The organism is Paenibacillus chartarius (genome assembly GCF_042432825.1).
GTDB lineage: Bacteria > Bacillota > Bacilli > Paenibacillales > NBRC-103111 > Gordoniibacillus > Gordoniibacillus chartarius.
In genome coordinates this window covers 58,654-83,208 of sequence record NZ_JBHLWN010000067.1, presented here as the reverse complement: position 1 = coordinate 83,208, position 24,555 = coordinate 58,654, and the positions used below count along the sequence as shown (strand labels likewise).

Genomic DNA, 24,555 nt, shown 5'->3' with positions numbered 1-24,555 from the left:
GCTTTCCCTCCATGATGCCTCCGAGGTTAGTTGACGGGTTCGGGAAGAGGATTCCCTAGCTTGCCGGACGAGTCCGGACACACATTCACCCCATGTAAAGAAGTCCCCCGTACCGGCGCATGCTGCGACCGGATTCGGCAAAGTTTTGCATCATTTTCCAATCTATACGCTACCACATGGAAGGGAAGGTGAACAACGTACAATTTTTAACAGTTCGTCGAGCGGCGGACCGTATTCGCGGCCCGGCAGGAAAATGGCGGCTGCGAATCGAACGTATTCATAACTACCGAAACCGATTATGAGAGGAGCAGCCGAATGTCCCGTCCATTCGTGTTTATCGACCGACCGATCCCTGCCGAAGCGGAGGCATACATCGGACAATATTGCGAGTACGCCATCTGGAATCGGAGAGAGAAGATGCCGCGCGAGGTTCTTCTGGAGAATATGTCCAAGGCCGCAGGTTTGCTGACGGCGGGGCGCAAGGTGGATCAAAGCCTGCTTGATGTGTCGCCGCAGCTTAGGGCGGTTAGTACGATCAGTGTCGGCTACAATCACTTTGACATCGAAGCGATGAAGGCGCGCGGCGTCATCGGGACGCATACGCCGGACGTGCTGACGGAAACCGTCGCCGACCTGGTGTTCGGTCTGATGCTGAGCAGCGCGCGGCGCATCGCCGAGCTGGACCGGTACGTGAAGGAAGGGCGGTGGAAGGAAAACGACGGCGAAAGCTTGTTCGGCGTTGACGTCCATCATGCCTCGCTTGGCATTATCGGCATGGGGCGCATCGGGGAAGCGATCGCGCGCCGGGCGAAATTCGGCTTCGAGATGGATGTGCGCTACAGCGGCCGCTCCCGCAAGCCCGAGGCGGAAGAGCGGTATGGCGCGGTTTATATGTCCATGGAGGAGCTGCTGAAGAGCAGCGATTTCATCGTGCTGATGACGCCGCTGACGGCGGAGACCGAGAAGCTGATCGGCCGGGAGCAGTTCCGGCTGATGAAGAGCGGCGCGATCTTCATCAATGCATCGCGCGGGCGTACGGTAGACGAGGCGGCATTGATCGAGGCGCTTCAGGAAGGGCGAATCCGGGCTGCCGGACTGGATGTGTTCGAGAAGGAGCCGGTGCCTGCGGACAATCCGCTGCTCGCCATGCCGAACGTTGTTGCGCTGCCGCATATCGGCTCCGCTACGTCGCGCACCCGCTTTGACATGGCGATGCTGGCCGCACGCAACCTCGTGATGGCCGTAACGGGACAGCGGCCGCCGAACGTCATACCGGAGCTGAAGTAGCTCAAATTTTGTTACGAAATGTAACGGAGATCACAATAATTTTTACGCCCCTGTAATATAATAGAGCTCGCATGGAAGCGACACGCTTCGCATATAGTGAACTAATTATATAATCAAGGGGTTGAAACCATTGTCACAATTCGGAATCGGGCAGGGCGGCAAATCGTCGACGGGGTTGGATGAGAATGTCGCAGGCTTGCTGGCATACGTTCTCGGATTCATTAGCGGCATCGTTTTTCTTGTCATTGAGAAGGACAGCAAGTTTGTGAAATTTCATGCCATCCAGTCCATTGCGATTTCGGCGGTATTATTCGTTATTAATTTGGTATTAGGCTGGATCCCGATCATCGGCTTGATCGTCGGTCTGTTGTTAGTGCCAGTGTCGTTCGTCCTTTGGATCTTCCTGATGTACCAGGCCTATAAGGGCAAGTGGTTCAAGCTGCCGCTGCTGGGCGAGTTCAGCTACGAGCAAGCGCACAAATAACGCGGTATCCGCATCGCGGGGACCCCAAGCAGCCCGACCGAGCCAACCGGCTCCGGTCGGGCTGTTTGTATTGCATTCGCTCCCCGAATCGGCTAAGGTGGACGTAACATGTGCTGAGTAAAGGAGTACAAGCTGGTTATGATCAGATTCGGCGTTATCGGAACGAACTGGATTACAGAAGCCTTCATCGAGGCGGCCCGGCATACGGGGAACTTTGTTTTAACGGCCGTATATTCGCGGACCGAAGAGCGCGCCGCGGAGTTCGCGGCCAAGCATGGCGTACCGCATACATTCGCGGAGCTTGACGATTTTGCGGGCTGCCCGGAGGTGGATGCGGTCTATATCGCCAGCCCGAATTCGTATCATGCGCAGCAAGCCATCGTCTGCATGTCGCATGGGAAGCATGTGCTTTGCGAGAAGCCGATCGCTTCCAATGCAAGGGAGCTGCAGGCGATGCAGGAGGCGGCGCGGAAGCATGGCGTCGTGCTCATGGAGGCCGTGAAGTCGACGCTGCATCCGAATTTTGCGGCTGTCCGCGACAACCTGCACAAGCTGGGAACGATTCGCCGCTATTTTGCCGCCTACTGTCAATATTCCTCGCGCTATGACGCGTATAAAGCGGGCACGGTGCTGAATGCCTTCAATCCGGTTTTCTCGAACGGTGCGTTAATGGATTTGGGCGTCTACTGTGTATACCCTCTTGCCGTGCTGTTCGGAAGGCCCGACCGTCTGCTGGCCAGCGCATATATGCTGGAATCGGGGGTCGACGGACAAGGAAGCATCGTGCTCGGCTACCCCCAGATGGATGCGGTCATTCAATATTCGAAGATTGCGAATTCCACGCTGCCTGCGGAGATTCAAGGGGAGAACGGCACAATGATCATCGATAAGATCAGTGAGCCCGGCTCCGTCCGCATTCGCTACAAGGATGGCACTGTCGAGGATCTCACGCGAGAGGCGCCGCATCCTGTGATGTTCTATGAAGCGGAGGAGTTCATCGGTCTCATTGCCGCGAAGCGGACGGAATCCGCCGTCAACTCGCATGCGAGCTCGCTGATTGCTATGGAGATTATGGATGAGGCGCGAAGCCAGATCGGTCTGCGGTACCCGGCTGACGATGCCGGGCCGGGCCGGGCTTCGGCGGATGAGCCGACGGCCGGGGAAATCGCGGAGTGGATGGTCGGCGAGCTGAAATCGGCGGGAATTTTGCGGCAGGAGGATGCGGTTCGTTACATTGCCGAGCATTTCGGCGAGCAGTTCATTTACGTGAACGAGAACGGCAACCGTTCGATCGGCAAGGAGGTCAAGAAGGCGTTCCGCAAGCTGCACGGAGGCCGCGCTGCCTGGGAGCGGGACGGTTTCTTCTGGGGCTGGACGTAGTCGCCCTTCCGTACACGTTTCAAGTAGGAGTTCTATGGCGAAACTGAACGTAAGACGTATGTTCAGGAGAGCTGATTCATGGATACCGACGATGAAAACCTGATCGTGAATCGCATTGTTCGCCATATGGGCAATGCCAGTGACGTACATACGTATCGTATGTCGAACGGACGGTTCAGCGTCCATATCATCTACATCCAGTCCGTCGTGGACAGCGCGCTTGTTCACGAGCGGATTGCCGAACCGTTCTTGAAAGCGGACAGCTTCGAAGCGTTCGTCCGGGGACTGGCCGCAGACGGCGCCGAGAAGATAAGCGACATCGGTTCGCTGCCCCAGCTTGTAACGGAAGGTAACGCCGTAATTGTCAGTTACAACGAGGTATACACGCTTCAGGTTGTTAAGCCGATTAACGATGTACCGCAGGGAACCCAGACCGAGAATACCATCTTGGGGCCGCAGCGGTCGCTCACCGAAGATCTTCAGACAAATTTGGGCATAATCCGCAAACGGTATGCGAAGCCCCGGCTGAACGTCGAACAGCATATCGTCGGCGACAACTCCAAGACGAAATTACTGCTCGTCTTCGATGAGGACCGGGCGAAGCCGACCGTTATCGAAGAGCTGCGGGGCAGGCTGAAGTCCGTGCGGGTCGATGTGCTCCAGGAAGCGGGGCAGCTGCAGAAGCTGCTTAACGGCCAGAGGTTTTCCTTGTTTCCGGTCATGATGATTACGGAGCGTCCCGACCGGGTCGTCATGAATTTGGCGCAGGGCAAAATCGTCATTCTGATGCAAGGCACGCCGTTTGCGCTTATTCTTCCCGCCGTGTTTTATGATTTTATGGCGGCGATGGACGATTTGTATCATTCCTTTTGGCTGACGAGAATGCTCTTGCTGCTGAGGTATACCGCACTGTTTGCGACGATGATGCTTCCGGCGTTGTATGTCGCGATCGTATCGTATAATCCGGAAATCTTTCGCGTGCAGCTGACGCTGTCGATCGCGGGCAGCCGGGCTGCCGTCCCCTATCCGTCTTATGTTGAAGTGTTAATCATGCTATTCATGATCGAATCGCTGATCGAGGCAAGCTTACGCCTGCCCAAATTCATCGGCTCGACGGCGACGACCGTAGGCGGCCTCATCTTGGGCCAAGCGGCACAGCAAGCGGGACTTGTGAGCAGTATCATGATCATTATTACATCCGCCGTCGCAATCGCCAATTTCGTCATTCCGATCAACGCGATGAGCTTCGCGATGCGGTTCGTCAAATATGTGCTGATCGTCTTCGCCGCCATGTTCGGCGTAATCGGCATCATGGTCGGCGTATTTCTCGTTATCACTTTGCTGGTACGGCTGCGCAGCTACGGCGAGCCCTACTTAAGGCTGTACATCGGAGAAAGAAAGGTTAACTTTCCCGAGCAGGCGGGTGATCCCGGTTGAACCGATACGTGTTTTACCCTGTGGTCCTGTGCATGCTGGCGAATACGATATTATTTGTTCCGACTTTGCTCATCGGACAGCGAAACGACGGGGCGTTCGCCTCGATCGGGTTTAGTATTATCCTTGGGTACGGATTCGCCCGTCTGTTTGCGACATCGCTCGCCAAGTTCCCGGGGCAAGGACTGCCGGAAATATTCGAACAGCTCCTGCCGGGATGGGTCGGCAAGAGCTTTTTACTGTATTTGGCGGTGATGTGGTTCATGGCGGGGGGCATCGTGCTCGTCACGTATTCCCGTATCATTCAGCGCTTCGTCAATCCGGATTTCAATTTGCATCTGTTAATCTTATTTCTCGCGGTGGTCAGTTCCATTGCCGCTTCAGGGGACAGCCGCTCCGTGATGTACTTGTGCGAAGTGCTGCTCTTCTTGAATGTACCGCTGATCGGGCTCATTTTGTTCAAAGCGTTATCGAACAAATATATGGATTGGGATGCGGTGTGGTCCTTAACCGACTACGTCTTTGCACCTCCGAGCTGGCAGGCGCTTTCCGCATCCTCATATGTGTTTACGGGATATGTCAATTGGTCGATATTGAACCGAAGCTTTCCGATCGGAAGAAAGCCCGGTTTTATTTGGGCCATTCCTATCCTCGGGACAGGTGTTCTGCTGACAACGTTCCTCATTCCGGTCGGGCTTCATGGAACCGTTGCCGTAGATCACTATATTTATATATGGATTTCGACGGCGGACTCCTTGCGGATGGAATTCGGCTTTGTAGAGCGCGTGCTGTTCGTCTTTCTGCTGCTGTATTTGAGCGTCTGCCTGCTATTTATTACATTAACTTGGCATATTGGAATGGAGCTTACGAAGGGCTTGCTGCCAAGAACGATTGAAAACGCGCTGAACAACCGGCTTCCTTGGGATAAATGGGCCATTTTCGGTACGGTGACGGCAGGGTTTATGCTGTTGTCCCGCTATTTTAATGAAAAGCAGTTCATCGAGCTAACCTCATTCTGGCTGGAGATTCGTCTGCCGAGCGAGCTCTTGCTCGTCTCCCTGCTCTGGTGGCTTGGAAGGAAGGTTAGCGCATGAAGCGAAGCATCTGCTGTATCGCTCTGTTCTCGGTTCTGCTAACGGGCTGCGGCTTCAAAGATATCGATAGACGGTTCTTCGTGCTGGCTATGGGGGTCGACTTAACGAACAACCCGTCAAAGCCGTATCGGGTAACGTTAAAGCTGGGAATCCCCTCGCCGCGCATAGAACCGGGAACAACGAACAAATTTCAACTCGTGTCGGAGGAAGCCGATTCGATCACGCAAGCGATTCGGCTGTTGAAATCGAAGGTCGATAAGGAGATCGATTTCGGCCATGCCAAAGTGTTCGTGTTCGGCAAGTCTCTCGCGGAGCAGGACATGGTGAGACCGTTTGATTGGTTCATGCGCCGCCGCGACATTCAAATGATCGGCTATGTGGCGATCGGCGAACCGTCTGCCGCGGAGGTGCTTGCAGCTGGCCCCCCATCGGAACGTTTGCCGGCCAACTATTTGTTCCTCAGCTTCGACCAAGAAGGGACGGAATCGTCATATATTGTGACGGAAAGCATATCCGACTTCTATCGCCGGCTCATGGAGAAGGGGAAAGACCCGTACATGCCAATCATTCACGTGGAAAAAGATACTTTTGTCATTAAGCAGGTAGCCGTACTGGACAAAAGCAAGGTTCGCGTCATCCTGAGTCCGGAAGAAACGCGGGTGTTTAACCAGCTGGTGCGGGGCTTCGAGAAGTTCGATGTGCATACCGATCACGGCGATACCGATTTCGATATGTCGATCATGTCCTACAAGTTATCGTATCACTTGTCGGGCGGCAGCAGCGATATTCCGGTAACGATACATGTTAAAAGCACCATGAAGGGGATGGCGGAGGAATCCAGCAAACCGGTCTTCTACGAAGATTGGCGGGAGCTGCAGGAGGCGGTCGAGAAGCAGAGCGTGAAACGCAATCTTCATCTGCTTACATTGCTGCAGAGCAAAGGGGTGGACCCTGTCGGCTTCGGCCTGAGATATCGGGCCATGCATTACGAAGGGGAGAAGGAGTGGGAGCGGTGGAAGGAGCTGTACCCGAAAGCCAAATTCGACGTGCAGGTTGATTTCACGATGCTGAGCTCCGGCGTCATCAAGTAAGGGCTGCCGTTTCCGTACTGCGGAGCGGGCAGCCCTTCCTGCCGTTATTCTTCCCTCGTCATCGGCAGCGTGAGGGTAACGGTCGTCCCTTTGACCCCGTCGCTGTAGAAGCTGATTTCACCGCGGTGCTGCTTGATGATTTGGGAGGTGACCATAAGCCCGAGCCCGAAGCCTTTCTCCTTCGTGGTGAAGAACGGCTCGCCGAGCTTGCCGATGCGCTCCTTGGAAATGCCGGTGCCTTGATCGGCGATTTGAATCCGGATGCGGCCCTCATCGCAGGACGCAACGTCGATCGAGATGACGCCTCCGTTCGGCATCGCTTCGATCGCATTTTTCAGAATGTTGATAATGGCTTGTTTCAGCTGATTTTCCGAGCAATGGATCATGATGGGAACGAATTGATAATGAAGCCTGAACTGCACGTTCCTCAGATGGGCTTCACTTTCCAGCAGTCCGACGACCTTCTCCAAAATATTGGTAAGCTCTCCTCCCTCGTAGATCGAATCTTGAGGCTTGGAGAGAAAGAGAAATTCGCTGACGATCGTATTCATCCGGTCCAGTTCGGACAGCATGATGTCGAGATAGGACCGGTTCACGGTGGAGTTTCCTCGCAGCAGCTGCACGAAGCCTTTCAGGCTAGTGAGAGGATTGCGGATTTCATGCGCGACTCCGGCAGCAAGCTCGCCGACGACGGACAGCTTCTCCGCCTTGCGGATAATGTCCTCCGCACGTTTGCGTTCCGTTATGTCCTTAAATACAATGACGGAACCGACAATCTCTTCCTCCTCCACGATCGGGGACGATACCGCCTCTACCGTAAAGCAGTCGCCGTTTTTCTTGCGCAGCGTCCATTCCTCTCCGGCCTGTTCGGACTCCTCCTGCACCGGCACCGAGCTGACGAGCGAGTATACGGGCTCGGCGGACGGTTCGCGGCTGCATAAAATTTGTTCATGCAGCACCCCGATCAGCTCATCCATGGCATAGCCGAGCATCTCCGCAGCGGCCGGATTGCAGAACGTGATCTGGCCTTCGGTGTTTAAACCGTAAATTCCTTCGCCCGCCGAATGAAGAATAAGCTGAATCAGCTTGTGCTTGCTCAGCGCTTCTTCGGTTCTTTCCTCGACGATGCGTTCCAAATGCTCCATGCGGATGATGTTGGATAGGGCGGTAGCGGTCGAATCGGCGATCGACTGCGCCAAATGGCGAGCGGCTTCCGGGTACGTTCTGGGCTTGCCCAAGCTCACGACGGGAATCGTCCCCAGCACTTGCCCGGCCGCCACGAGCGGCATCATGAAGATGCCCCGAATGCCGAAATGGCGGCAGGCTTCCTGATTCGGGCGGGGATCGAGCGTGACGTCGGGGACGAGCACAGCCTTCTGGGTTTGAATCACTTCCTGGAAGAGACGGTCTTTGTCATAATTTAGCTTGATATCCTTATGGGTTTCCTTCCAATCGGATTCGGTCCATTCGCTGTCCGAATTCAGGTTGGCCGGACGGAACCGTTTGCCTTGATAGTCGGATAAATGCACGGCAATGTTTTGATTGTCGAGCACCTGGCCGATATATTTAAACGCCGTATTGATGATCTGCTCCTCCGTGACACAATGAGCGAGCTCCCGGTTCACATCGAGCAGCAGCTGCTTTTCCGCAAGCAGCCTGTTGATATGATGGAACTGCTTAATGTTGTGCAGGGCGGAGGCGGCCATGTTGACATAAGCCTCCACCGCTTGCTGCTGTTCCGGACTCAGATTCATCGGAGATCCGCTATTGAACAGAAACACAAGGCCGTAGGTTTCCTCCTTGAACGCCAAAGGAAGGCAGAACAAGGAAATGATGCGGAACAAATGAATCGACCGCTGATCCGGCCGGCTGTCCGTCGACGTGTCGGGAATGTAAATGCTTTTGCGGCTTTCTAAAATTTCAAGAGCGAGCTGGTCGGCGGAAGGATCGATCACCATCTGGTCCAGCGTGACTCCGTCGATATGGTGCGGCTTTCCCGTATATCCGCGAAACTTGCCGCCTTCCGCCGGCAAATAGATCCCGACGGAATCGCACTGAAACACCTCCTCGGAAATAATGGTTGTGAGCGCGTCCATAACCAGATCTTCGTCCAAGTTGGAATTAATGATTTCGCTCATCTTCGCAAGTCTAGTGTATCGCGCATGGTCCGACATTTTCCGTATCCTCCAGTCCTTCATTTGAACGATGATAAAAATTTCACGCGGTCGCCCATAGGGGGCACTTGATTATCGACCAAAGAAATTTCTAACAGCGCAGGCCCCGATAAATCGTGCTGCAGCTTGGCGATCGACCCCGCGGTTATATCTTGCAGCCGTTCAATCCGATAGGAGGGAATGCCCAATGCTTCGGCAGCAGCGGCCAAATTGACGGGCTCTTGGGAGAAACGGGGATGGACCCGCTTGTATTGCAGCGAATGGCCGTGATGGACCATGCCCAGGCGGGCGTTGTTCATGACGACGAACAGGATCGGAAGATTGTACTCTTTGGCGGTTAATATTTCCATGCCGTGCATGAAGAAGCAGCCGTCGCCTGTAATGCAGACGACCGGGCGCTCCGGCGCCGCAAGCTGCATGCCGATGGCGGTGCCGATCGCCGTTCCCATTGCGCCGAAGTGAACGTTGAGATCGAAGCTGCGAGGCTCCAGGACCCGCATGTGATGAATCACATAGGACATGAACTCGCCGATGTCCACCGAATAGACGGTTGAGGCCGCCAAGCAGCGCTGAAGCTCCAGCAGAACATTCGGCGTATCGTACATGCCGGAACGGATGGCTGGATAGAAGCCGCCGTCACGCTTTGGAGACGCAGCGGCCGATGCGGTCCGGAGCAGCGACGGCTGCTGCTCCAGCTCGTCGAGCAGAAGGCGAAGCGTTTCACCGGCTTCGCCGCACAGTCGTATATTCGTTCTATAATGCCGATCGAACACCGTCTCGTCATAGTCGAGCTGGATGACGCACCGCCCTTCCGTCAGCTCCGGTTTCCAATTGGACGTAGCGGTCTCGCCGAGGCTGGAGCCGATGACAAAAACAGCCTCATACGCTTCCGACGATACGATCCCGCTCGCCGATTCATGACCGGCGAAGCCGAACACGCCGCGATACAGAGGATGCGAATCGGGAATAAGACCCTTGGCTTGCGGCGTAGCGACGATCGGCCATTCGAGCAGCTCCGCGAGCTGCAGCACCTCTTCGACGGAATTGCGGGCTCCTTGCCCGACAAAGACGAAGCCGCGACCGCGTCCGCAAGCAACGATTTCGCCTACGGTCATTTGAATTTGGGCCGATGTCGGGAGCATAGGTTTCACAGCCGGAAATAACGGTATGGCAGGGGGAGGGATGTCAGCCAGCTGCATGTCGATCGGCATCGCTACGTGAACAGGACCCGGCACGCCGCCAAGAGCGGTTTCGACAGCATGTACGACGGCGGGCAGCAGCTCCTCCGGCTTCGAGACGCTGACGCTGCTTTTGACTAAGGCGCTGAAGGAGGGAACGGCGTCCAGCTCTTGGGACGCATTAAGCCCCACTGTTTTGGTCGGCACAGAGCCTGTAAGGAATAAGACGGGGAGATGCTCCCTCATCGCATTTGCAGCTGCGGTCAGCAAATTCGTGCTGCCGGGCCCGCTGCACCCGATGCAAAGCGCCAATTTGCCGCTGTACTTCGCATAGGCGGCCGCCATATAGCCGGCGGCCCCTTCATGCTTGGCGATGACCGGGGTCAGATCGGTCAATTCGTACAAGTAATCGTAGAATGCATTCACGGAACCGGCGGGGATGCCGAACACATACCGCACACCGCCCTGCCTGACATAGTCAATGACAGCTTGTATGGCTCTCACGTTCCATCCTCCTATATTTCTTAGTATTCACTGAAGTTTCGTCATGAGTGTTGTTCGAAGTATACACTTCGACATCGATTTCGGAATTCCTTTTTTAACCATAAGTGGGTATTTATGAAGACATGCTTCGAGTACATGCGACAAGCTTCAACAAAGTCCGGGGGTGGGGCTATTTTCTGATCTCAGGCCAATCATACGGCAAAGACAAAAAATGACGAACTTTACAGAAATATTGGAAAAATTAATGAATATAATGGGTGCACTGGGGCTTAAGTTGTAGTAAAATAGCAATGGATATATAAGGAAATCATGATATGCACGTTTCAGAGAGGAGAGAATACCTATGCAGAATGATGTGGGCGGTCTCGGGAAAGGAATGTCGGCTGTAGTTGACGATATACGCGCCTTTGGCGCGGAGATCCACGAGCATGATGAAGTGCTGCTCGCCCGGTATTCATTCGCTTTGGAGGATCGGCTTCTCACCGTATCAGAAGCCAAGAGCTTCTTATCGTTCCTTCGTGCTCAGCTTTCATCCCAATATATGTACTGCCGAAACCCAATGACCCAAGTTCTGTAACGTACCTTTTCTAAAGGTCAAAGGACCGAAGCCGGAAACAGCCTGGCCCCCGCGAAGGGCCGGGTTGTTTCGCATTGTCGCTTTCATGCTTGATTATTTTTCGACTTGATGATACATTGTGTATCAGATACCTCGTGCTCTTTGGAGGCGAAGACGATGGAAAGCTATTATATTGTTTATAAATTTAAAATTATTTCCGGGCCGCACACGAAATTAGTAGCTATGGAGAAGTTCGAGAAGCTGCAGCACTGGTTTCTGAATTTGGAGTGCTGGGAGATGAAGTGAATTTTTCGCGCCTATCACGATACGTAATGTATCGGATACTGAGGAGGGATTCCTGTGGAGAGGCAGCCTGGAGGAAGATTCAGCAATCCTCTGAAACATCAGCTCGTACGGATTCGTCACAATCTGTACATTCATCGAAGCGACCCGCGATACGACGAGAAAGTGATCCGGTTCCTAAATCCCGATGCGCCCGAAGCGCATTATCGGCTGGCACAGAAGCTGGAGAGCGAAGGTGACCCAGGCAAAGCGATCCATCATTATCGTGAATCGATGAAACGGTATCCTTCCGACTATTATTACCGGGCGGCCGGCGCGATTCGCAGACTGGGAGCGGCAGAACCCGCGGCGGCAGCGCACACAGCTCACCCGAATCCGAAGAAGGAGCTGCGTACGCCGTATGTGGTGATGGCAGCCATACTGCTGCTATTAATTGTGTTTAACACGATCCTGTTGATTCTTTTATTAAACAGCAGCTACACGGAGCGAACCGCCTCGCTGCTGCAGAACTGGGGGATCGGAAAAATCGCCGTATACGAGACGAGCAAGGATCCACAGCCGAACGAACCGGATAGGCAACAACAAATATGGACTGCGGCCGGAGCGAATTATATTCGCACGGCCCTTCTTGCTTATAAGCGGGAGCATGGGCGGCTTCCGGAGCGTGTAACCGAGCTGGCCGGAGATTATCCGAACAATTATATTTCGGTGCTCCCGATCGAACCCGTTTCCGGAAAATCACACGTTACCGGTACTTTCGACGGGCTCGGCGGATGGGTATACGACCGCAATGCGGAGGAAGCATCAGCGATATTTTACCCGAATGTGCAAGGGAGTTATGAAAAATTCCCTTATGAACCGTACCGGATTATCGTAGACAAGGCAAGCCACAAATTGCGATTGGCCGCCGCCGGGGGCGTGGCGCTGCTGGAACAGACGGTCGGACTCGGCAGGGATGGAGCTACGCCGACCGGACAATTTCAGGTGACGGAGCGAGTGCGGGAGCCTGCCGGCTCTTCGCCGGGAGTATATGGGGTCGCGGGACTCGGTCTTGGCCGGATTGCCATTCACGGGACGATGCATGAACAATCGGTCGGAGGCAACATGTCCGCTGGCTGTATACGTTTGCTTAATGGAGACATGGCGATGCTGTATCCGCTGGTTCCGAAAGGGACGATTGTCGAAATCGTCGAATCGGCGAACGCAGCGTTCACGGCTCTTGCTCCACTGGCGAGGGGCGAAGACGGCCGGCCGCAGCCCGATATAACCGGAATCTTAACAAATGACGTAAGCTTTGCTCATGAAGAGGCGCATGATAAAGTATTTCATTGGCTTAATTAGCAATGTATGAGCTGAAATTAAGATATTTTTTAGGTAGGGCGACAAAATAAGACACACCTCACCCTAGAAATTGGAATTTAATTGACCGATAATATTAATAACGATATACATGGAGTTACTATAGAGAAAATGACGAGACCAAATCGGATTTTAGGAGGAAACGTATGAAATTGCTTGAGCTATCGGCTGTGGTTGAGCAGCTTGGTATTGATAAAGCCAGCTTTCAAGAATGGGTACGATCGTTGCCGAGTATTGAAGAGCATCGCGCTTTTTCCCTAGAGTCGAATGGCGAGAAACAGACGGTTCCGGACAACCGGTAGTCGCCAAATATATTTGGTCCTCGAGCATTCCCGGACAAGCTGACGGTTGCGTTACTGCGCTATTGTCAGCTTGTTTTGTTTCTGGCGACAGAAAATGTCGGAAAACGTATTGCAAATATACATAATGTATCATATAATCAAAATATAATACAAAATGTAACGACCGACGACAATCTATACATCATTTCCGCAAAGGGGAGATCAGTCATGAAACAACAATTCGACATGGTTTACTGTATACAATGCAGCACCCTCGTGCCGGTCGGCAGCGTGGAGCATACGTTCCGAACCGGATTCTACAAAGTCAAAATCCCGCTTGGGCAATGTATCTCCTGCGCACAGAAAGAAAGGGCAAGCAAGGAGCTGGGGCCGCTCATTACATTACCCTTGATGGCTTAAATACATAGAGGATCGGACGAACGCATCGGCCTTAGGCACGATGCGTTTGTTTATGATGAGGACGAATGGCGAATGGAACCGACAAGATTATGCAAAATTTCAACCATTGCGGGCCGGCTCATTTCGATTGACACGATACAAAATGTATCATAATATCATAATGTAGAATTATTTCATCAATCGCTCGGCTCTCACAAAAGCTATGAAACGCTTCGCTTCCTCCGGCGTAAGCTTCTCTCCATCGACGGTCAGCGTAAATTTCTTCATGATGTCTTCATCCGATAATTCCAGGCTGTCGACGAATTCTTTCACATCGGGGTCTAGCTGCTTCACGGCGTCGTCTGTCCGACCCAGCAAATAATCCGTAGTGACACGAAAGTGATTCGCGATCTTGGTAATCGTCTCATGGTCGGGTTCTCTGCGGTTCGTTTCATAATGGGATAGCGCAGCGCGAGAGATGCCTAACGCCGTAGCCAAGTCCTCCTGAGTCATGCCTTGTTTCTCGCGGAGGAGGGCGATTCGTTCCCCGTATTTCGTCATACGGCCATACCTCACAATCCTGCTGGTAGTCAATGTTCCTAGTGTATCCATTTCGTAACATCAATTATACCAATGAATGGGCTTGTTTTGGAAGGGAAAAGTACAAACAAGAATTTTTCATATTCATAGTGATACATAATGTATCTTAATCAGGGGGCGGTGAAATGTACACGACAGTTTGGGCTGTAACGGATGTTCGTTGCGATATGAACATTCAGTGTTTGAACGGCCGTTCGGTAACGAGCAGGAGCAAGCCGGTTCAAGTTCAAGCGATCGGCTTTCATAAGCTGCAATTTGTGTCGGATTTGAAGCTCCCCCGGCAAGACCGGCTCATCTTGGGGTTCCGCGTCAAGTACGGCGGGCAGGAGGCGTTTAGCGAAGGCCGAATTGCAGAAGTAGAGGAGGCTCCTTACGGAGCGGGATACCGCTATACGGTAACGCTTACGATGCGCAGTGCTTCGGACATAAGCTGGAGAAACGTCGTCGGCGGAGTGGCCGTCGCCCAGCAGGAACACTACGAGAAGATCGAGAAGCTGTATCAACGGTGGCAGCTGTTCGATTTCAGCTTCGGTAGCGCGGCCCCCCTCGTTGATGCAAGACGTTAGCAGTATTGCAAAAGCAGGATATCGTCTCTGAATGGAGAAATAAGGAAGCGCCCCTCTTTCGTTAAGAGAAGGGCGCTTATTACCGTTTGCCGTACCATGTGAACGGTATCGCCGGGAGCCTACAGTTCCAGCACCATGCGAATGCCGGGATTGTGGTTCAGGCGGCTTTTTAGCATCTTATGAAGATTCGGTTTCTCGTACTTCAGCGCAATGACCGCTTCCGTGACAGGGCCTTTCGACCTCTGCAGGCCGCACAGCAGGTCGACACACTTCTCCAGATCTTCTTTGGAATCCTGAAGGTTGCCGATTAACCCTTCAATTTGTTCTTTACTCATGCCGGTTCACCTCTGAAACGTAGTTAAATCGTAGTCGTATCGTATGCCAGTATAGTCATTATAGACTAATTCTATTGGATAATTCTGTGTCTTAAGTAACAGATTTTACTTGGAAAAAGCGAGGGGGCTCCGCATGCCCGATTGGTCTTATCAGACGATATTCCGTCCGCTGCTGTTTCGCATGAAAGCGACCGCCGCCCGGGATACGGCGCTTGGCGCCATGGGGCTGCTCAGCCGAATGCCGCTGGGGCCGCTCGTCATCCGCACGCTCGGGCATATGGAGGGCAGCTCTGCGCTGGAGAGCAGCCGTATCGGCTTCCGAACGCGTTATCCCGTCGGTCTGAGCGGCCCCGTCGACCCGAGGCTGCTCGGCCGCAAGGCAGTGGCGCCGTTCGGCTTCGGTTTTATGGAGGTCGGTCCGGTTACGCTGCGACCGGCCGGTACGGAGGAACGCTGCGAGCCGAGGCTGAAGCCGCAGGAAGAAGCGATCGTTTATCCCGATCGATTCCAGAATGATGGTTTGGAACGAATCGCGGCCAAATTGAACAAGCCCCGCGGGCATCGGCTGCCTTACCTGCTCCGGCTGGCGCCGATGCCGGGAAGCTCGGCGGCGGAAGCGGTGAACCAGCTGCAGCTGCTGATGAAGGAGCTTGGGCCCCATGCAGCGGGCTTTGTGATTGACGGTTGTATGGAGGCCGTCGACAACAATGGCGGAGAGCGGCGCCGGGGCTGGTCGGTTGACGAATTCAACAAGCTCTTGATTCAGCTTGCAGATGTGCATCGTAACGCAGGTGCGAATACGGAAGGAAAGCCGCTGCTGCTGGCGGTCCCCCTCCAAGCGGACGAAGCGCTGCTGAGAGCCGCTGCCGAGAATGCCATACAGACGGGCTGGCGCGGATTTTATGTGACCGAATATACGCAAGATGGGCAGGTGTGGGACGTTTCGCCCAAAGCGTTAGCTCCCGGCTCCGAGGCCGTTCGCCGGCTGCGCGTCATTATTGGCGCAGAGCCGGCCATAGTGGCGGCATGCGGCGTGCATGAACCGCAGGATGCCTTTCGCCTCCGGGATGCCGGAGCGGATGCGGTCATGCTGCACAGCGGTCTGGTATATTCGGGCCCGGGCTTGCCGAAACGCATCAATGATGCCCTGATCTTCGAGGCAGAGTCCAACGCTCCTCGGACTGAGGATGAAGCGGTCGAAGGAACCGGGTTTTGGAGCGGATGGGGCTGGATGACGCTGCTGGGAGCAGGCATGCTGATCGGCGGCTTGATCGCGTGGTTCATCGCCGTCACCAGCGTGATGCTGCCGTATGACATCGCTTATTTGGGTGCCGATCGGAATGCGCTGCTGCTGGCGAACCCCCGCCTGCTTTCCTTTATGTCTCACGACCGGGTGACTCTGGCCGGAACGATGATATCAATCGGGGTTTTATATATGATGCTAGGGGGCTTCGGTCTGAGGGCGCAGCTGCACTGGGCCAAGACGGCGCTGCTCGTATCCGGCTTACTCGGCTTCAGCTCGTTTTTCCTATATCTTGGCTACGGGTACTTCGATCCGCTGCATGCGCTGGCCGCAGCCGTGCTGCTGCCGATGTTCGTCCTCGCCATGCGCAGCCGCGCCGGGAGAGCCGTAGACCGGATGCCGGCGCTCAGAAACGATCGTGCTTGGCGAATGGCGCAGTGGGGGCAGCTCATCTTCGTCGTGCTTGGCGTTATGCTCGGGGTCGGAGGGATCGTTATTGCCTCTGTCGGGGTGACGAACGTATTCGTGCCTCAAGATTTGGCGTACCTGTGCACGACGCCGGACACGCTGCAGTCGTTCAACGATAAGCTGCTGCCGCTCATCGCTCACGACCGGGCCGGCTTCGGAGGCGCACTGGTATCGGACGCCGCAGCGCTGACGGCTGCGGCGCTCTGGGGCATTCAAGAAGGACAGCGCTGGCTGTGGCGCATGCTCGTGCTGGCCGGACTGCCGGCGTTTACGGCGGGGTTATCCGTGCACCTGTACATCGGGTATATCGATTTCATTCACCTGCTGCCTCTATATGTATTGATCGTACTTTATATCGCCGGCCTGCTGCTGTTGTATCCGTACATGATGAAGAATGTGCCGCAACAAAGACGCTCTGTCAACCGGGGTTAACCGGGGACAGAGCGTTTTTGCATGGTAACGTGCCAGCGTTTATGTAGGATGTTATTCCTTTTCGACGCCGCATTTCTTGGCGAGTGCAGGCCAGTTATCGAGGAACATTCGCTCCCAGCGGTCTTCGGGCAGACGGCCGAGCCAAACGGCGATTTGGTCAAGCCCCATGTTCCGCAGTTTATCCATGGCTTCCTCTTTGCCGACACCTTGCGTCGTTGCGATCATTGATGTACCACCTCAATTGGAATTATTCAACAAAACATATATATGCAGTGTCCGCTCATTATGACACGGTTGCCGGCAAATAAACATTTCACGGTTCGATTTTGCCGGGGACGGCCATATACTGTGAGCATAGCGCCAACGTAACGGAGCCTGAATCCGGGAGGGGAGCAGCATGAGATTTCAAAATTTGACCGACAGCAAGTTAAGTCCCGATGATGTGTGCCGCCGTGTACTTCGCTTTATGGCTCAGGATCCGCAAGCCTCGTATCACTTCATGATCGGCACCGACAGTCAAGTGCACCGGGGGTATACGAAGTTCGTGACCGGCCTTATCATTCACCGGCTGGGCAAGGGCGCGTGGGCGTGCTACCGGACGGTCATCGTGCCTCGGGAAATCGAGTCGGTGAAGGAGAAGCTGTCGATGGAAACCGCCTTGTCACAAGAAGTGGCTTCGATCTTCTCCGGAGACATCATCCGCCGCATGGAGGATTTGCTGCTGCCCCATATTCTGCAGGGAGCCTCGTTAACCTTGTACATCGACATCGATGCAGGGACGGAGCCGAAGGTGAACGTAACCGCCAAATATGTGCAAGAGATGGTCGACCGTGTGGAGGCGATGGGAAAGTATGCTCCGCGTGTGAAGCCTCATGCCTGCGCCGCCTCCGCTTATGCGAACCGTCATACGAAGCGACCCGCTCGGATGGCGCTCGGATAGAAAGCGGGGGCGGTCTCATATATAGAGAAGTCCAGGAGGAGATCGGACATGAATCCGATGTGTAGCGGCAATCTCGCTGTCATAGGCGTACCGATGGATCTTAGCGGAGAGCGCAGAGGAGTCGATATGGGCCCGAGCGCCTTGCGCTGTGCGAGATTGGCGGCGAAGCTGGAGGAGCTGGGCTGCAGCGTGACCGATCGCGGGGACATACCGGTTTATCGTCCCCCGGATACGTCACGGGCCGATGCCGGCGCCTACCGTTACCTCGCCGCTTGTTTATCCGAGCAGGTGCGGGTATGCAAGGAGGTCAGCGCCCGGACGGCGCATGAGCTGCAAGGAAACCGCTTCCCGCTGATCCTCGGCGGAGACCACCATGTTGCAATCGGTTCCATAGCCGGAGTCAGACAGGCCCTGGGGGGCGTCGGACTGATTTGGTTCGACGCCTGCGGCGATGCGCCGATGCCGGAGCCGGCGCCGAGAGGAAGCGGCCCCGGGGTGTTAAGGACGACATTGGCAGCCGTGCTCGGTTTCGGCGATCCGCGCCTTGCGGCACTGGGCGGAGGCGCCCCGCCGGTGAAGCCCGAGCATGTTGTCGTTATCGGTGCACGGTCGGAGGATGCCGGAGAGTGCTCGCCGCTGCGGGATCGGGGGGTTACGGTTTACACGATGCGCGAATTGGAGAGGCTAGGCATGAAAAGAGCCATCGAGCAAGCGATCGGCATCGCCACACAGGCCGGTCGAAGCGTTCATGTCAGCTTCAATCTCAATGCGCTCGATCCTTACTATGCTCCCGGTGTCGGCACTTCGGCACCCGGCGGCATCGCATTTCGCGAAAGCCATCTGGCGATGGAAAGGCTTGCGGCGGCCGGCGTCGTGAGCAGCGCCGATATCGTCGAAGTAAATCCGATCGTCGACACGCGCAACCAAACCGCCACGACGGCGGTCGCGCTGCTCTGCTCATTGTTCGGTGAACGCCAATCATATCGGTGTTGACATGCAACCTAAAGGTGTCGTATGATGAAACGGTCGTCGACGCGAAACCAAAAGGTTTCGCATTAGATGCACAAACGATCGCAGCTCAAATTGGAGGAACAAACATGACAACAAACACACTGCCCGATATTCGTCAGGAAATCACGATTAACGCGCCGATTCAGAAAGTTTGGGATGCCGTCGCTACGGCGGAAGGCATCGCCGAATGGTTTATGCCGAACGACTTTCAGCCGGTTGCCGGTCACGAGTTCCACCTGGATGCCGTTCCGTTCGGCAAGTCTCCTTGCCGTGTGACGGAGCTTGATCCGCCGAATCGGTTGTCGTTTCGCTGGGGCAAAGATTGGACCGTCACGTTCGAGCTTAGAGAGAACGACGGCAAGACGGAATTTACGCTGATTCACGGCGGCTGGGATGCCGATACCTTAACTGAATTCGGCGAATCGCACCGGATCGTGCGCGACCGTATGAACCAAGGCTGGGTCGGCATCGTTCAGAAGCTGAAAGCGAAGATCGAGGGCTGACCATGGCTGCGCCGTCGCCGAAGCACGACGTCTTCCAGGCAATCGCCGATCCGACCCGGCGCTCGCTGCTCCGGCTGCTGGAAGAGCAGGAGCTGCCGGTCACGGTCATCAGCAGTCACTATCCGATCAGCCGGACTGCCGTTTCCAAGCATTTGCGCATACTGACCGAAGCGGGACTTGTCAAAGAACGAAAAGTCGGACGCGAGACGCGGTACCGGATGGAGCCTGAGCCGCTGCTGGAGCTGAAGCGCTGGCTCGACCATTACGAGCGCTTCTGGGAGAACAAGCTGGCTGCGCTCAAACGCTTTGTGGAGGAGTAATACCGGCAGGGCGTAACGTAATATCCGTAATAATGGAACAGGCAACCTGGAGTCCTTGCGACTCGGCGGTTGCCTGTTTGCTGTGGAGCTTGAAGCGGACGTGCGGGGAATCGTTCATGCGCGGCTGTTAAGCGGCGTGCCCGGCGGACGAAGCCTGGGGAACGTTCAGCCTCTCGAAAGCGAGAAGGGCTCCGTACCACGAATAGACGAGAAAAGAGACAGGGAACGCATATCTCATAAGCGCCTCGATCGGCACGAAGAGGACGACAAGAAGAACGATTTGGGCCACTGCCGGCCATTTGGAATAAATTCGCGCGCGCCATAGGCTGACCGCCATCAGCGGCGTACCGAGCAGCATAACCGGGAACAGCATCCGCATCAGCGTGCTGCCGATCCCCGACTCCGTCTGTATCCGCATGACAAGGTCGGATACTTCTTTCAGCTTCTGCTCATCCTGGATCCCGTCAAACAGAATCGGATACTGGAATACTTGCAGCACGGCGTGCGTGACATCGTAGTAGAAGACGAGAAACATGCAGGCGAAGCCGACCCAGCCCCACCATCTCAACACGGCGATATGGCGGAGGAACAGCCCGGTAAGTCCGAACAAAGTCAGAGCGACGGCAAAAATCAGGGCGACATGGCTCCACACGGCGACGTCGACAAAATAGCTCATCTGCGCCATTCCTTCGGGAACATCGTCGAGGTGGACGAATTGGATGAGGGTGTGCATGATGCCTGCAATGAGCAGAGCCCAGCCGCTAAAGCGGAAAAATACGGAAGGTACGTTCACATTCATTGGTTTATGACACTCCTTGATCGTTCGGATAGCCGTGCGGCGAAGCGGCCGCGGCCTTATGCCTATCATCGTAGCGGTCCCGCCGTCCCGGCAGCAAGGGTGCTTCTTCCCGAGCTTGCCGGGAACTTCTCGGGGCTTCCGATTTCCCGAGCCGCCGGGAACGGGTGCATGCTATACTGAGAGGAAAGTCCTACCGCGGCGAAAGGATCGGAAGCGTCATGAAAGCAATTGTTGTTCCGGCTCGGCTGCGCCAAGCCTTCTATGTGCTGCTTCATGCCCTTTGGTGGACGTCTTTGGCGGCCTGCCTGATCGTGTCTTATTACAGCCACGAGATGGGCATTTGGCTGTATCCTGTTCCTTGCAGCGAAGGCTGCGGCTTCTTTCAGCTGAGCGAGGAGATGTTCGCGCAGCTTGCTGCGATCGGCGTCAGTCCGGCATTGTACGGGGGGTTAACGGTCGTTGTCCTGGCGATCCAAAATTTGTCTTCCTGGCTGATGGGGTTCCTCGTATACCGTTACGGCTGGAAGGATCACTTTTGTATCGTTGCTTCTATGTTCCTGGTCATTACGGGAACGATCTTCAGCACGGATGATCTCGTGTTCCGGTACCACCCTTTTGTCGAGCCGATATTTTTCGTACTTAATGCAGTTGGTTCGCTGTACGTATTTGTACTGTTCCTGCTCCCCCGAGGCCGCTTCAGTCCGCGCTGGACGATGGTGCCCGGACTTGCGTGGCTGGTTGCCGAGGTCGTCGTGATCACGATGCCCGAGCTTCCGGTACTGTCGATGAATGCTTGGCCGTTTTGGTTTCGCAATGTGTTTATGCTCGTTACGCACGGAGCGCTCGTAGTCGCCTATTACCAAATATACGGCAAAGGCCCGGCCGAACAGAGGAGACAGATGATCTGGTTCGCCGTCGGCATGCTCTGCTATGCGGTCGGCGGGGTGAGCGGGGTGCTCGTATTGGAGTATAACAACGGTATATTGCGGATGCTGCTCCAGGTAGTGCTGTATATCGGGCTGTTCCTGCTGCCGTTCTCCGTCGGAGTCATCGTTTTGGAGAAGAGGGGGCGTCATCTGGCCGTGCCGTACAACCGGACGCTCGTGTATCTCGTGCTCAGCATCATGGGCGTTATGGGTTACGTGCTGCTCGTCGGGGCGGCGGGGCTATTGTTCCAGGGACGTACCAACGGTGTCGTGAGCTTGCTGCTCGTCGGTCTGGCCGCCGTCTTGTTTCAACCGCTGCGCGAGTGGGTGCAGCGCTCGGTGAACGTGCTCGTCTACGGCGAACGTAACAATCCTTACCAGGTGCTGTCAGGCTTGTCCCGGCGGCTTGAAGGTGCGCTGACGCAGCACTCCTTGCTGCCGGACATTGTGGAAGCGACGGCGCAGGTGCTGCGCGTACCTTACACGGCGCTGGAGATGCAGACGGGAGACGGAGAGACGGCGGTGATCGCCTCCTACGGAAAGCCGGACGGCAGCGGCGGGAGGGTGAGCTCCATTCCGCTTTCCATTCAAGGTGAGCTGGTAGGCCGTTTGATTGTAGGAACGGATCATTTGAGCGAAGTACTGCCGGGTGGGCAGCGGGATGTGCTGGACGACTTGATTCGGCAGCTGAGCATTGCCGTTCAAGCGGAACGGCTAACGGCGGAGCTGCAGCGTTCGCGGGAACGGCTCGTGAGCGCACGAGAGGAGGAGCGGCGCCGGCTGCGGCGCGATCTGCACGACGGACTCGGCTCCGGTCTGGCCAGCATGACGCTCCGCCTCGATGAAGCGCTGCTCCTTTACGAATCCGAGCCGGAGCGGTCCCGGCAAGCGCTTGAGACGGTGCAAGCCCAGCTGCGGGAATCGATTGCGGACATTCGCCGCCTCGTCTACGCGCTGCGGCCGCCCGCACTGGACGAATTCGGGCTGGCGTTCGCTCTGCAGGAGCTAGTTCTGCAGATCGGCGACGGTCGCGTGAAGATGGAGCTGGAGGGAGTCGAGCGGGGGCTGCGGCTGCCGGCCGCCGTCGAGGTGGCGGTATACCGGATCGTTCAAGAGGCGTTGACGAATGTGGTTCGCCATGCCGGGGCGGCCCAATGCGTCGTCCGGCTGGTTGCCATGAACGGGCAGCTGCGGCTGACGATCCGCGATGACGGAGCGGGGCTGCCGGAGAAGCTGAAGCCGGGCATCGGCATCCGCTCCATGAAGGAGCGGGCCGAGGAGCTCGGCGGAAGCTGCGCGCTGGCTTCGGAGGCCGGACGAGGCACGACGATTAGCGTCGAATTGCCGATAGCGGCAGGCAAATAGGAGGGAAAGCGAGTGGAGGGAACGGATATGGACCGGCTGCGGATTGTGCTGGCCGACGATCACCCGATGTTTCGGGAAGGGCTCGTCTCGGCGCTGCAATCGATTCCGGAATTTGAGATCGTCGGGGAGGCGGCTGACGGCGAGGAGGCGGTCAAGCTGGCGGAGGCGCTGCAGCCTGATGTCATTCTCATGGATGTCAGCATGCCGGGGCGCAACGGTATCGAAGCGACGCGGGAAATTACGGGCGTCAGCCCGCACATCGGCATCCTCGTATTGACGATGTTTGACGACGATGCCTCCGTATTCTCCGCCATGCGGGCCGGGGCGCGCGGATATATGCTGAAGGGAGCCCACAAGGAGGAGATCGTCCGGGCGATTCGCGTTGTAGCGAACGGCGAAGCGATCTTCAGCGCGGCGATTGCCCGCAAGATGATGTTTTATTTCGACTCCGTCGTCAGCAAGCCGGCGAACCATCCGCTGTTTCCGAAGCTGACGGAGCGCGAGCGCGAGGTGCTGGAATGGATCGCCCGCGGCTGCGGCAACGGGGAAATCGCCCGCAAGCTCGGCTTGACCCTGAAGACCGTGCGCAACCACGTCAGCAACATTCTGAACAAGCTTCAGGTAGCCGACCGCGCACAGGCGATTTTGCTCGCCCGGGAAGCGGGACTAGGTGCGGAATAGTCAACAATCCGCCCGGCTCACAGCAGAGCCAAGGCGGATTGTTGTTTCTCTAATATAATTGATATCGCCGAGCTCAATGAGCCGGCTTCGGCGAATCCTGTCCGGTACGGCACAAAGGCCGGACCGATCAGGGGAGATCGTCCGGCCTTGCTCGCTGCTTATCGAATGTGACGCGCAGTCACGTAACGGCTGCTCCAATAGCTGTCGTTCATGTTCGAGGACACGATACCGCGGTTCGGCAAGTTGTGAATGATGCGTCCTCCGCCCTGGTAGATCGCCACATGGTCAATGGCGCTTCCATGAGTGCGGAAGAAGACAAGATCGCCCTTCTGCAGGCTGGAGCGGGATACATATCTTCCTTTCGCCGCTTGAGCCTTGGAACCCCACGGAATGGAAATGTTCAGGTTCTTGTACACAAGCTGGGTGAAGGAGGAGCAGTCCAGGCGCAGGTTCGCCAAATCGCGCGAGCCAAAGACATATGTAACTTTGCCATAGTACCACTCGGCATTGCCGACAAGACGGTCGCCGGTCGTGATGGCGGCTTCGGCAGTGGAAGGCCCGAACAGCGGAACGTTAACAACGGACGTCGAGGCTAAGATCGAGAGCGACAGGGCGGCAGCGGTTAACATTTTCTTCAAGGTAATCCACTTCCTTATTTGATTTGATGGGATTTGCTATCCGTGGATGATTGTACTATGATATCCAGCAGAAAAGCTCTAGTCCGTTGCTGGCAGCGCTGCATGGAGTTCCCATGAGAAACTTTTCCGAAGGGGCGGCGTATATTTGTTAGGATAAGGTCTTAATAGCTGCCTCAACGGAACGCAAATTCGGTTGTTCTGTAT

At 55.6% G+C, this 24,555-nt stretch carries 26 protein-coding genes, 1 pseudogene and 1 riboswitch; of the genes and pseudogenes, 20 read left to right on the top strand and 7 right to left on the bottom strand.

The annotated features are described in order from the left end of the window. A riboswitch (cyclic di-AMP (ydaO/yuaA leader) is annotated at positions 1 to 150 on the bottom strand. A 165-nt stretch (positions 151 to 315) separates the two neighbouring features. The 7 genes and pseudogenes from ACFFK0_RS16325 (at position 316) to ACFFK0_RS16295 (ending at position 6,770) form a co-directional block, all read left to right on the top strand. After that, positions 316 to 1,287, top strand: coding sequence for a 2-hydroxyacid dehydrogenase (locus tag ACFFK0_RS16325; RefSeq protein WP_377471329.1), 972 nt, complete (start codon positions 316 to 318; stop codon positions 1,285 to 1,287). A gap of 130 nt (positions 1,288 to 1,417) precedes the next feature. Next, positions 1,418 to 1,771 carry a DUF4870 domain-containing protein gene (locus ACFFK0_RS16320; protein ID WP_377471328.1) on the top strand — a complete coding sequence of 118 codons (354 nt, stop codon included), beginning with the start codon at positions 1,418 to 1,420 and terminating at the stop codon, positions 1,769 to 1,771. 138 nt (positions 1,772 to 1,909) lie between these two features. Next, a pseudogene (locus ACFFK0_RS16315) lies at positions 1,910 to 2,887 on the top strand (Gfo/Idh/MocA family protein); the annotation flags it as partial. After that, the gene (locus ACFFK0_RS16310; protein ID WP_377471371.1) at positions 2,864 to 3,151 is read left to right on the top strand and encodes a DUF6953 family protein; all 288 of its coding nucleotides are present in this window, start codon (positions 2,864 to 2,866) and stop codon (positions 3,149 to 3,151) included. The pseudogene ACFFK0_RS16315 and the gene ACFFK0_RS16310, both read left to right, overlap by 24 nt. 78 nt (positions 3,152 to 3,229) lie before the next feature. Beyond that, positions 3,230 to 4,588 (top strand): spore germination protein, encoded by a 1,359-nt coding sequence (locus ACFFK0_RS16305; RefSeq protein ID WP_377471327.1) that lies wholly within the window; start codon positions 3,230 to 3,232, stop codon positions 4,586 to 4,588. Next, positions 4,585 to 5,679: a GerAB/ArcD/ProY family transporter gene (locus ACFFK0_RS16300; RefSeq protein WP_377471326.1), complete on the top strand. Its 1,095-nt coding sequence runs from the start codon at positions 4,585 to 4,587 to the stop codon at positions 5,677 to 5,679. The genes ACFFK0_RS16305 and ACFFK0_RS16300 overlap by 4 nt, the downstream gene beginning before the upstream one ends. After that, positions 5,676 to 6,770 (top strand): Ger(x)C family spore germination protein, encoded by a 1,095-nt coding sequence (locus tag ACFFK0_RS16295; protein ID WP_377471325.1) that lies wholly within the window; start codon positions 5,676 to 5,678, stop codon positions 6,768 to 6,770. Before ACFFK0_RS16300 ends, ACFFK0_RS16295 begins: the two co-directional genes overlap by 4 nt. Positions 6,771 to 6,814: 44 nt before the next feature. Here the strand turns inward: ACFFK0_RS16295 and ACFFK0_RS16290 are convergent, their stop codons facing one another. After that, positions 6,815 to 8,944: an ATP-binding protein gene (locus tag ACFFK0_RS16290; RefSeq protein WP_377471324.1), complete on the bottom strand. Its 2,130-nt coding sequence runs from the start codon at positions 8,942 to 8,944 to the stop codon at positions 6,815 to 6,817. A gap of 20 nt (positions 8,945 to 8,964) precedes the next feature. Continuing rightward, positions 8,965 to 10,626, bottom strand: a complete 1,662-nt coding sequence (locus ACFFK0_RS16285; RefSeq protein WP_377471323.1) for a thiamine pyrophosphate-binding protein — start codon at positions 10,624 to 10,626, stop codon at positions 8,965 to 8,967. Positions 10,627 to 10,969: 343 nt separating this feature from the next. Between ACFFK0_RS16285 and ACFFK0_RS16280 the strand changes: the two genes are divergently transcribed. The 5 genes from ACFFK0_RS16280 (at position 10,970) to ACFFK0_RS16260 (ending at position 13,545) form a co-directional block, all read left to right on the top strand. Beyond that, a complete protein-coding gene (locus ACFFK0_RS16280; protein ID WP_377471322.1) occupies positions 10,970 to 11,203 on the top strand; it encodes a hypothetical protein in 234 nt (77 codons plus the stop codon). Between the two features lie 156 nt (positions 11,204 to 11,359). Next, the gene (locus ACFFK0_RS16275) at positions 11,360 to 11,488 is read left to right on the top strand and encodes a hypothetical protein (RefSeq protein ID WP_377471321.1); all 129 of its coding nucleotides are present in this window, start codon (positions 11,360 to 11,362) and stop codon (positions 11,486 to 11,488) included. A 54-nt stretch (positions 11,489 to 11,542) separates the two neighbouring features. After that, complete coding sequence (locus ACFFK0_RS16270) at positions 11,543 to 12,826, top strand: L,D-transpeptidase family protein (RefSeq protein ID WP_377471320.1); 1,284 nt, start codon at positions 11,543 to 11,545, stop codon at positions 12,824 to 12,826. Positions 12,827 to 12,990: 164 nt separating this feature from the next. Further along, complete coding sequence (locus ACFFK0_RS16265; protein ID WP_377471319.1) at positions 12,991 to 13,146, top strand: hypothetical protein; 156 nt, start codon at positions 12,991 to 12,993, stop codon at positions 13,144 to 13,146. A gap of 207 nt (positions 13,147 to 13,353) precedes the next feature. Beyond that, complete coding sequence (locus ACFFK0_RS16260; protein ID WP_377471318.1) at positions 13,354 to 13,545, top strand: hypothetical protein; 192 nt, start codon at positions 13,354 to 13,356, stop codon at positions 13,543 to 13,545. A gap of 168 nt (positions 13,546 to 13,713) precedes the next feature. On the opposite strand, the gene ACFFK0_RS16255 is transcribed toward ACFFK0_RS16260, so the two are convergent. Further along, entirely contained in the window at positions 13,714 to 14,085 is a 372-nt protein-coding gene (locus ACFFK0_RS16255) for a helix-turn-helix domain-containing protein (protein WP_377471317.1), read from the bottom strand. Between the two features lie 164 nt (positions 14,086 to 14,249). Between ACFFK0_RS16255 and ACFFK0_RS16250 the strand changes: the two genes are divergently transcribed. Beyond that, on the top strand, positions 14,250 to 14,690 hold the full coding sequence (locus ACFFK0_RS16250) for a hypothetical protein (RefSeq protein ID WP_377471316.1): 441 nt from the start codon (positions 14,250 to 14,252) through the stop codon (positions 14,688 to 14,690). A gap of 119 nt (positions 14,691 to 14,809) precedes the next feature. Here the strand turns inward: ACFFK0_RS16250 and ACFFK0_RS16245 are convergent, their stop codons facing one another. After that, positions 14,810 to 15,025: a hypothetical protein gene (locus ACFFK0_RS16245; protein ID WP_377471315.1), complete on the bottom strand. Its 216-nt coding sequence runs from the start codon at positions 15,023 to 15,025 to the stop codon at positions 14,810 to 14,812. A 133-nt stretch (positions 15,026 to 15,158) separates the two neighbouring features. Here ACFFK0_RS16245 and ACFFK0_RS16240 point away from each other — a divergent pair, with 133 nt between their 5' ends. After that, positions 15,159 to 17,168 carry a beta/alpha barrel domain-containing protein gene (locus ACFFK0_RS16240; protein ID WP_377471314.1) on the top strand — a complete coding sequence of 670 codons (2,010 nt, stop codon included), beginning with the start codon at positions 15,159 to 15,161 and terminating at the stop codon, positions 17,166 to 17,168. A 51-nt stretch (positions 17,169 to 17,219) separates the two neighbouring features. Here the strand turns inward: ACFFK0_RS16240 and ACFFK0_RS16235 are convergent, their stop codons facing one another. After that, a complete protein-coding gene (locus ACFFK0_RS16235) occupies positions 17,220 to 17,393 on the bottom strand; it encodes a hypothetical protein (protein ID WP_377471313.1) in 174 nt (57 codons plus the stop codon). A gap of 172 nt (positions 17,394 to 17,565) precedes the next feature. Here ACFFK0_RS16235 and ACFFK0_RS16230 point away from each other — a divergent pair, with 172 nt between their 5' ends. The 4 genes from ACFFK0_RS16230 (at position 17,566) to ACFFK0_RS16215 (ending at position 19,942) form a co-directional block, all read left to right on the top strand. Next, entirely contained in the window at positions 17,566 to 18,108 is a 543-nt protein-coding gene (locus ACFFK0_RS16230; protein WP_377471312.1) for a ribonuclease H-like YkuK family protein, read from the top strand. Between the two features lie 48 nt (positions 18,109 to 18,156). Then, positions 18,157 to 19,101 (top strand): arginase, encoded by a 945-nt coding sequence (locus tag ACFFK0_RS16225; RefSeq protein WP_377471311.1) that lies wholly within the window; start codon positions 18,157 to 18,159, stop codon positions 19,099 to 19,101. 104 nt (positions 19,102 to 19,205) lie between these two features. Further along, positions 19,206 to 19,622, top strand: coding sequence for an SRPBCC family protein (locus ACFFK0_RS16220; RefSeq protein ID WP_377471310.1), 417 nt, complete (start codon positions 19,206 to 19,208; stop codon positions 19,620 to 19,622). Positions 19,623 to 19,624: 2 nt separating this feature from the next. Further along, complete coding sequence (locus ACFFK0_RS16215; RefSeq protein WP_377471309.1) at positions 19,625 to 19,942, top strand: ArsR/SmtB family transcription factor; 318 nt, start codon at positions 19,625 to 19,627, stop codon at positions 19,940 to 19,942. A gap of 127 nt (positions 19,943 to 20,069) precedes the next feature. Here ACFFK0_RS16215 and ACFFK0_RS16210 read toward each other — a convergent pair whose 3' ends face one another. Continuing rightward, complete coding sequence (locus ACFFK0_RS16210; protein WP_377471308.1) at positions 20,070 to 20,741, bottom strand: hypothetical protein; 672 nt, start codon at positions 20,739 to 20,741, stop codon at positions 20,070 to 20,072. A 218-nt stretch (positions 20,742 to 20,959) separates the two neighbouring features. Between ACFFK0_RS16210 and ACFFK0_RS16205 the strand changes: the two genes are divergently transcribed. Both ACFFK0_RS16205 and ACFFK0_RS16200 read left to right on the top strand, forming a co-directional pair. Then, positions 20,960 to 23,032 (top strand): sensor histidine kinase, encoded by a 2,073-nt coding sequence (locus ACFFK0_RS16205; RefSeq protein WP_377471307.1) that lies wholly within the window; start codon positions 20,960 to 20,962, stop codon positions 23,030 to 23,032. A 12-nt stretch (positions 23,033 to 23,044) separates the two neighbouring features. Continuing rightward, entirely contained in the window at positions 23,045 to 23,713 is a 669-nt protein-coding gene (locus tag ACFFK0_RS16200) for a response regulator transcription factor (RefSeq protein ID WP_377471306.1), read from the top strand. 158 nt (positions 23,714 to 23,871) lie between these two features. On the opposite strand, the gene ACFFK0_RS16195 is transcribed toward ACFFK0_RS16200, so the two are convergent. Next, on the bottom strand, positions 23,872 to 24,342 hold the full coding sequence (locus tag ACFFK0_RS16195; RefSeq protein ID WP_377471370.1) for a C40 family peptidase: 471 nt from the start codon (positions 24,340 to 24,342) through the stop codon (positions 23,872 to 23,874). Between the last annotated feature and the right edge of the window lie 213 nt (positions 24,343 to 24,555).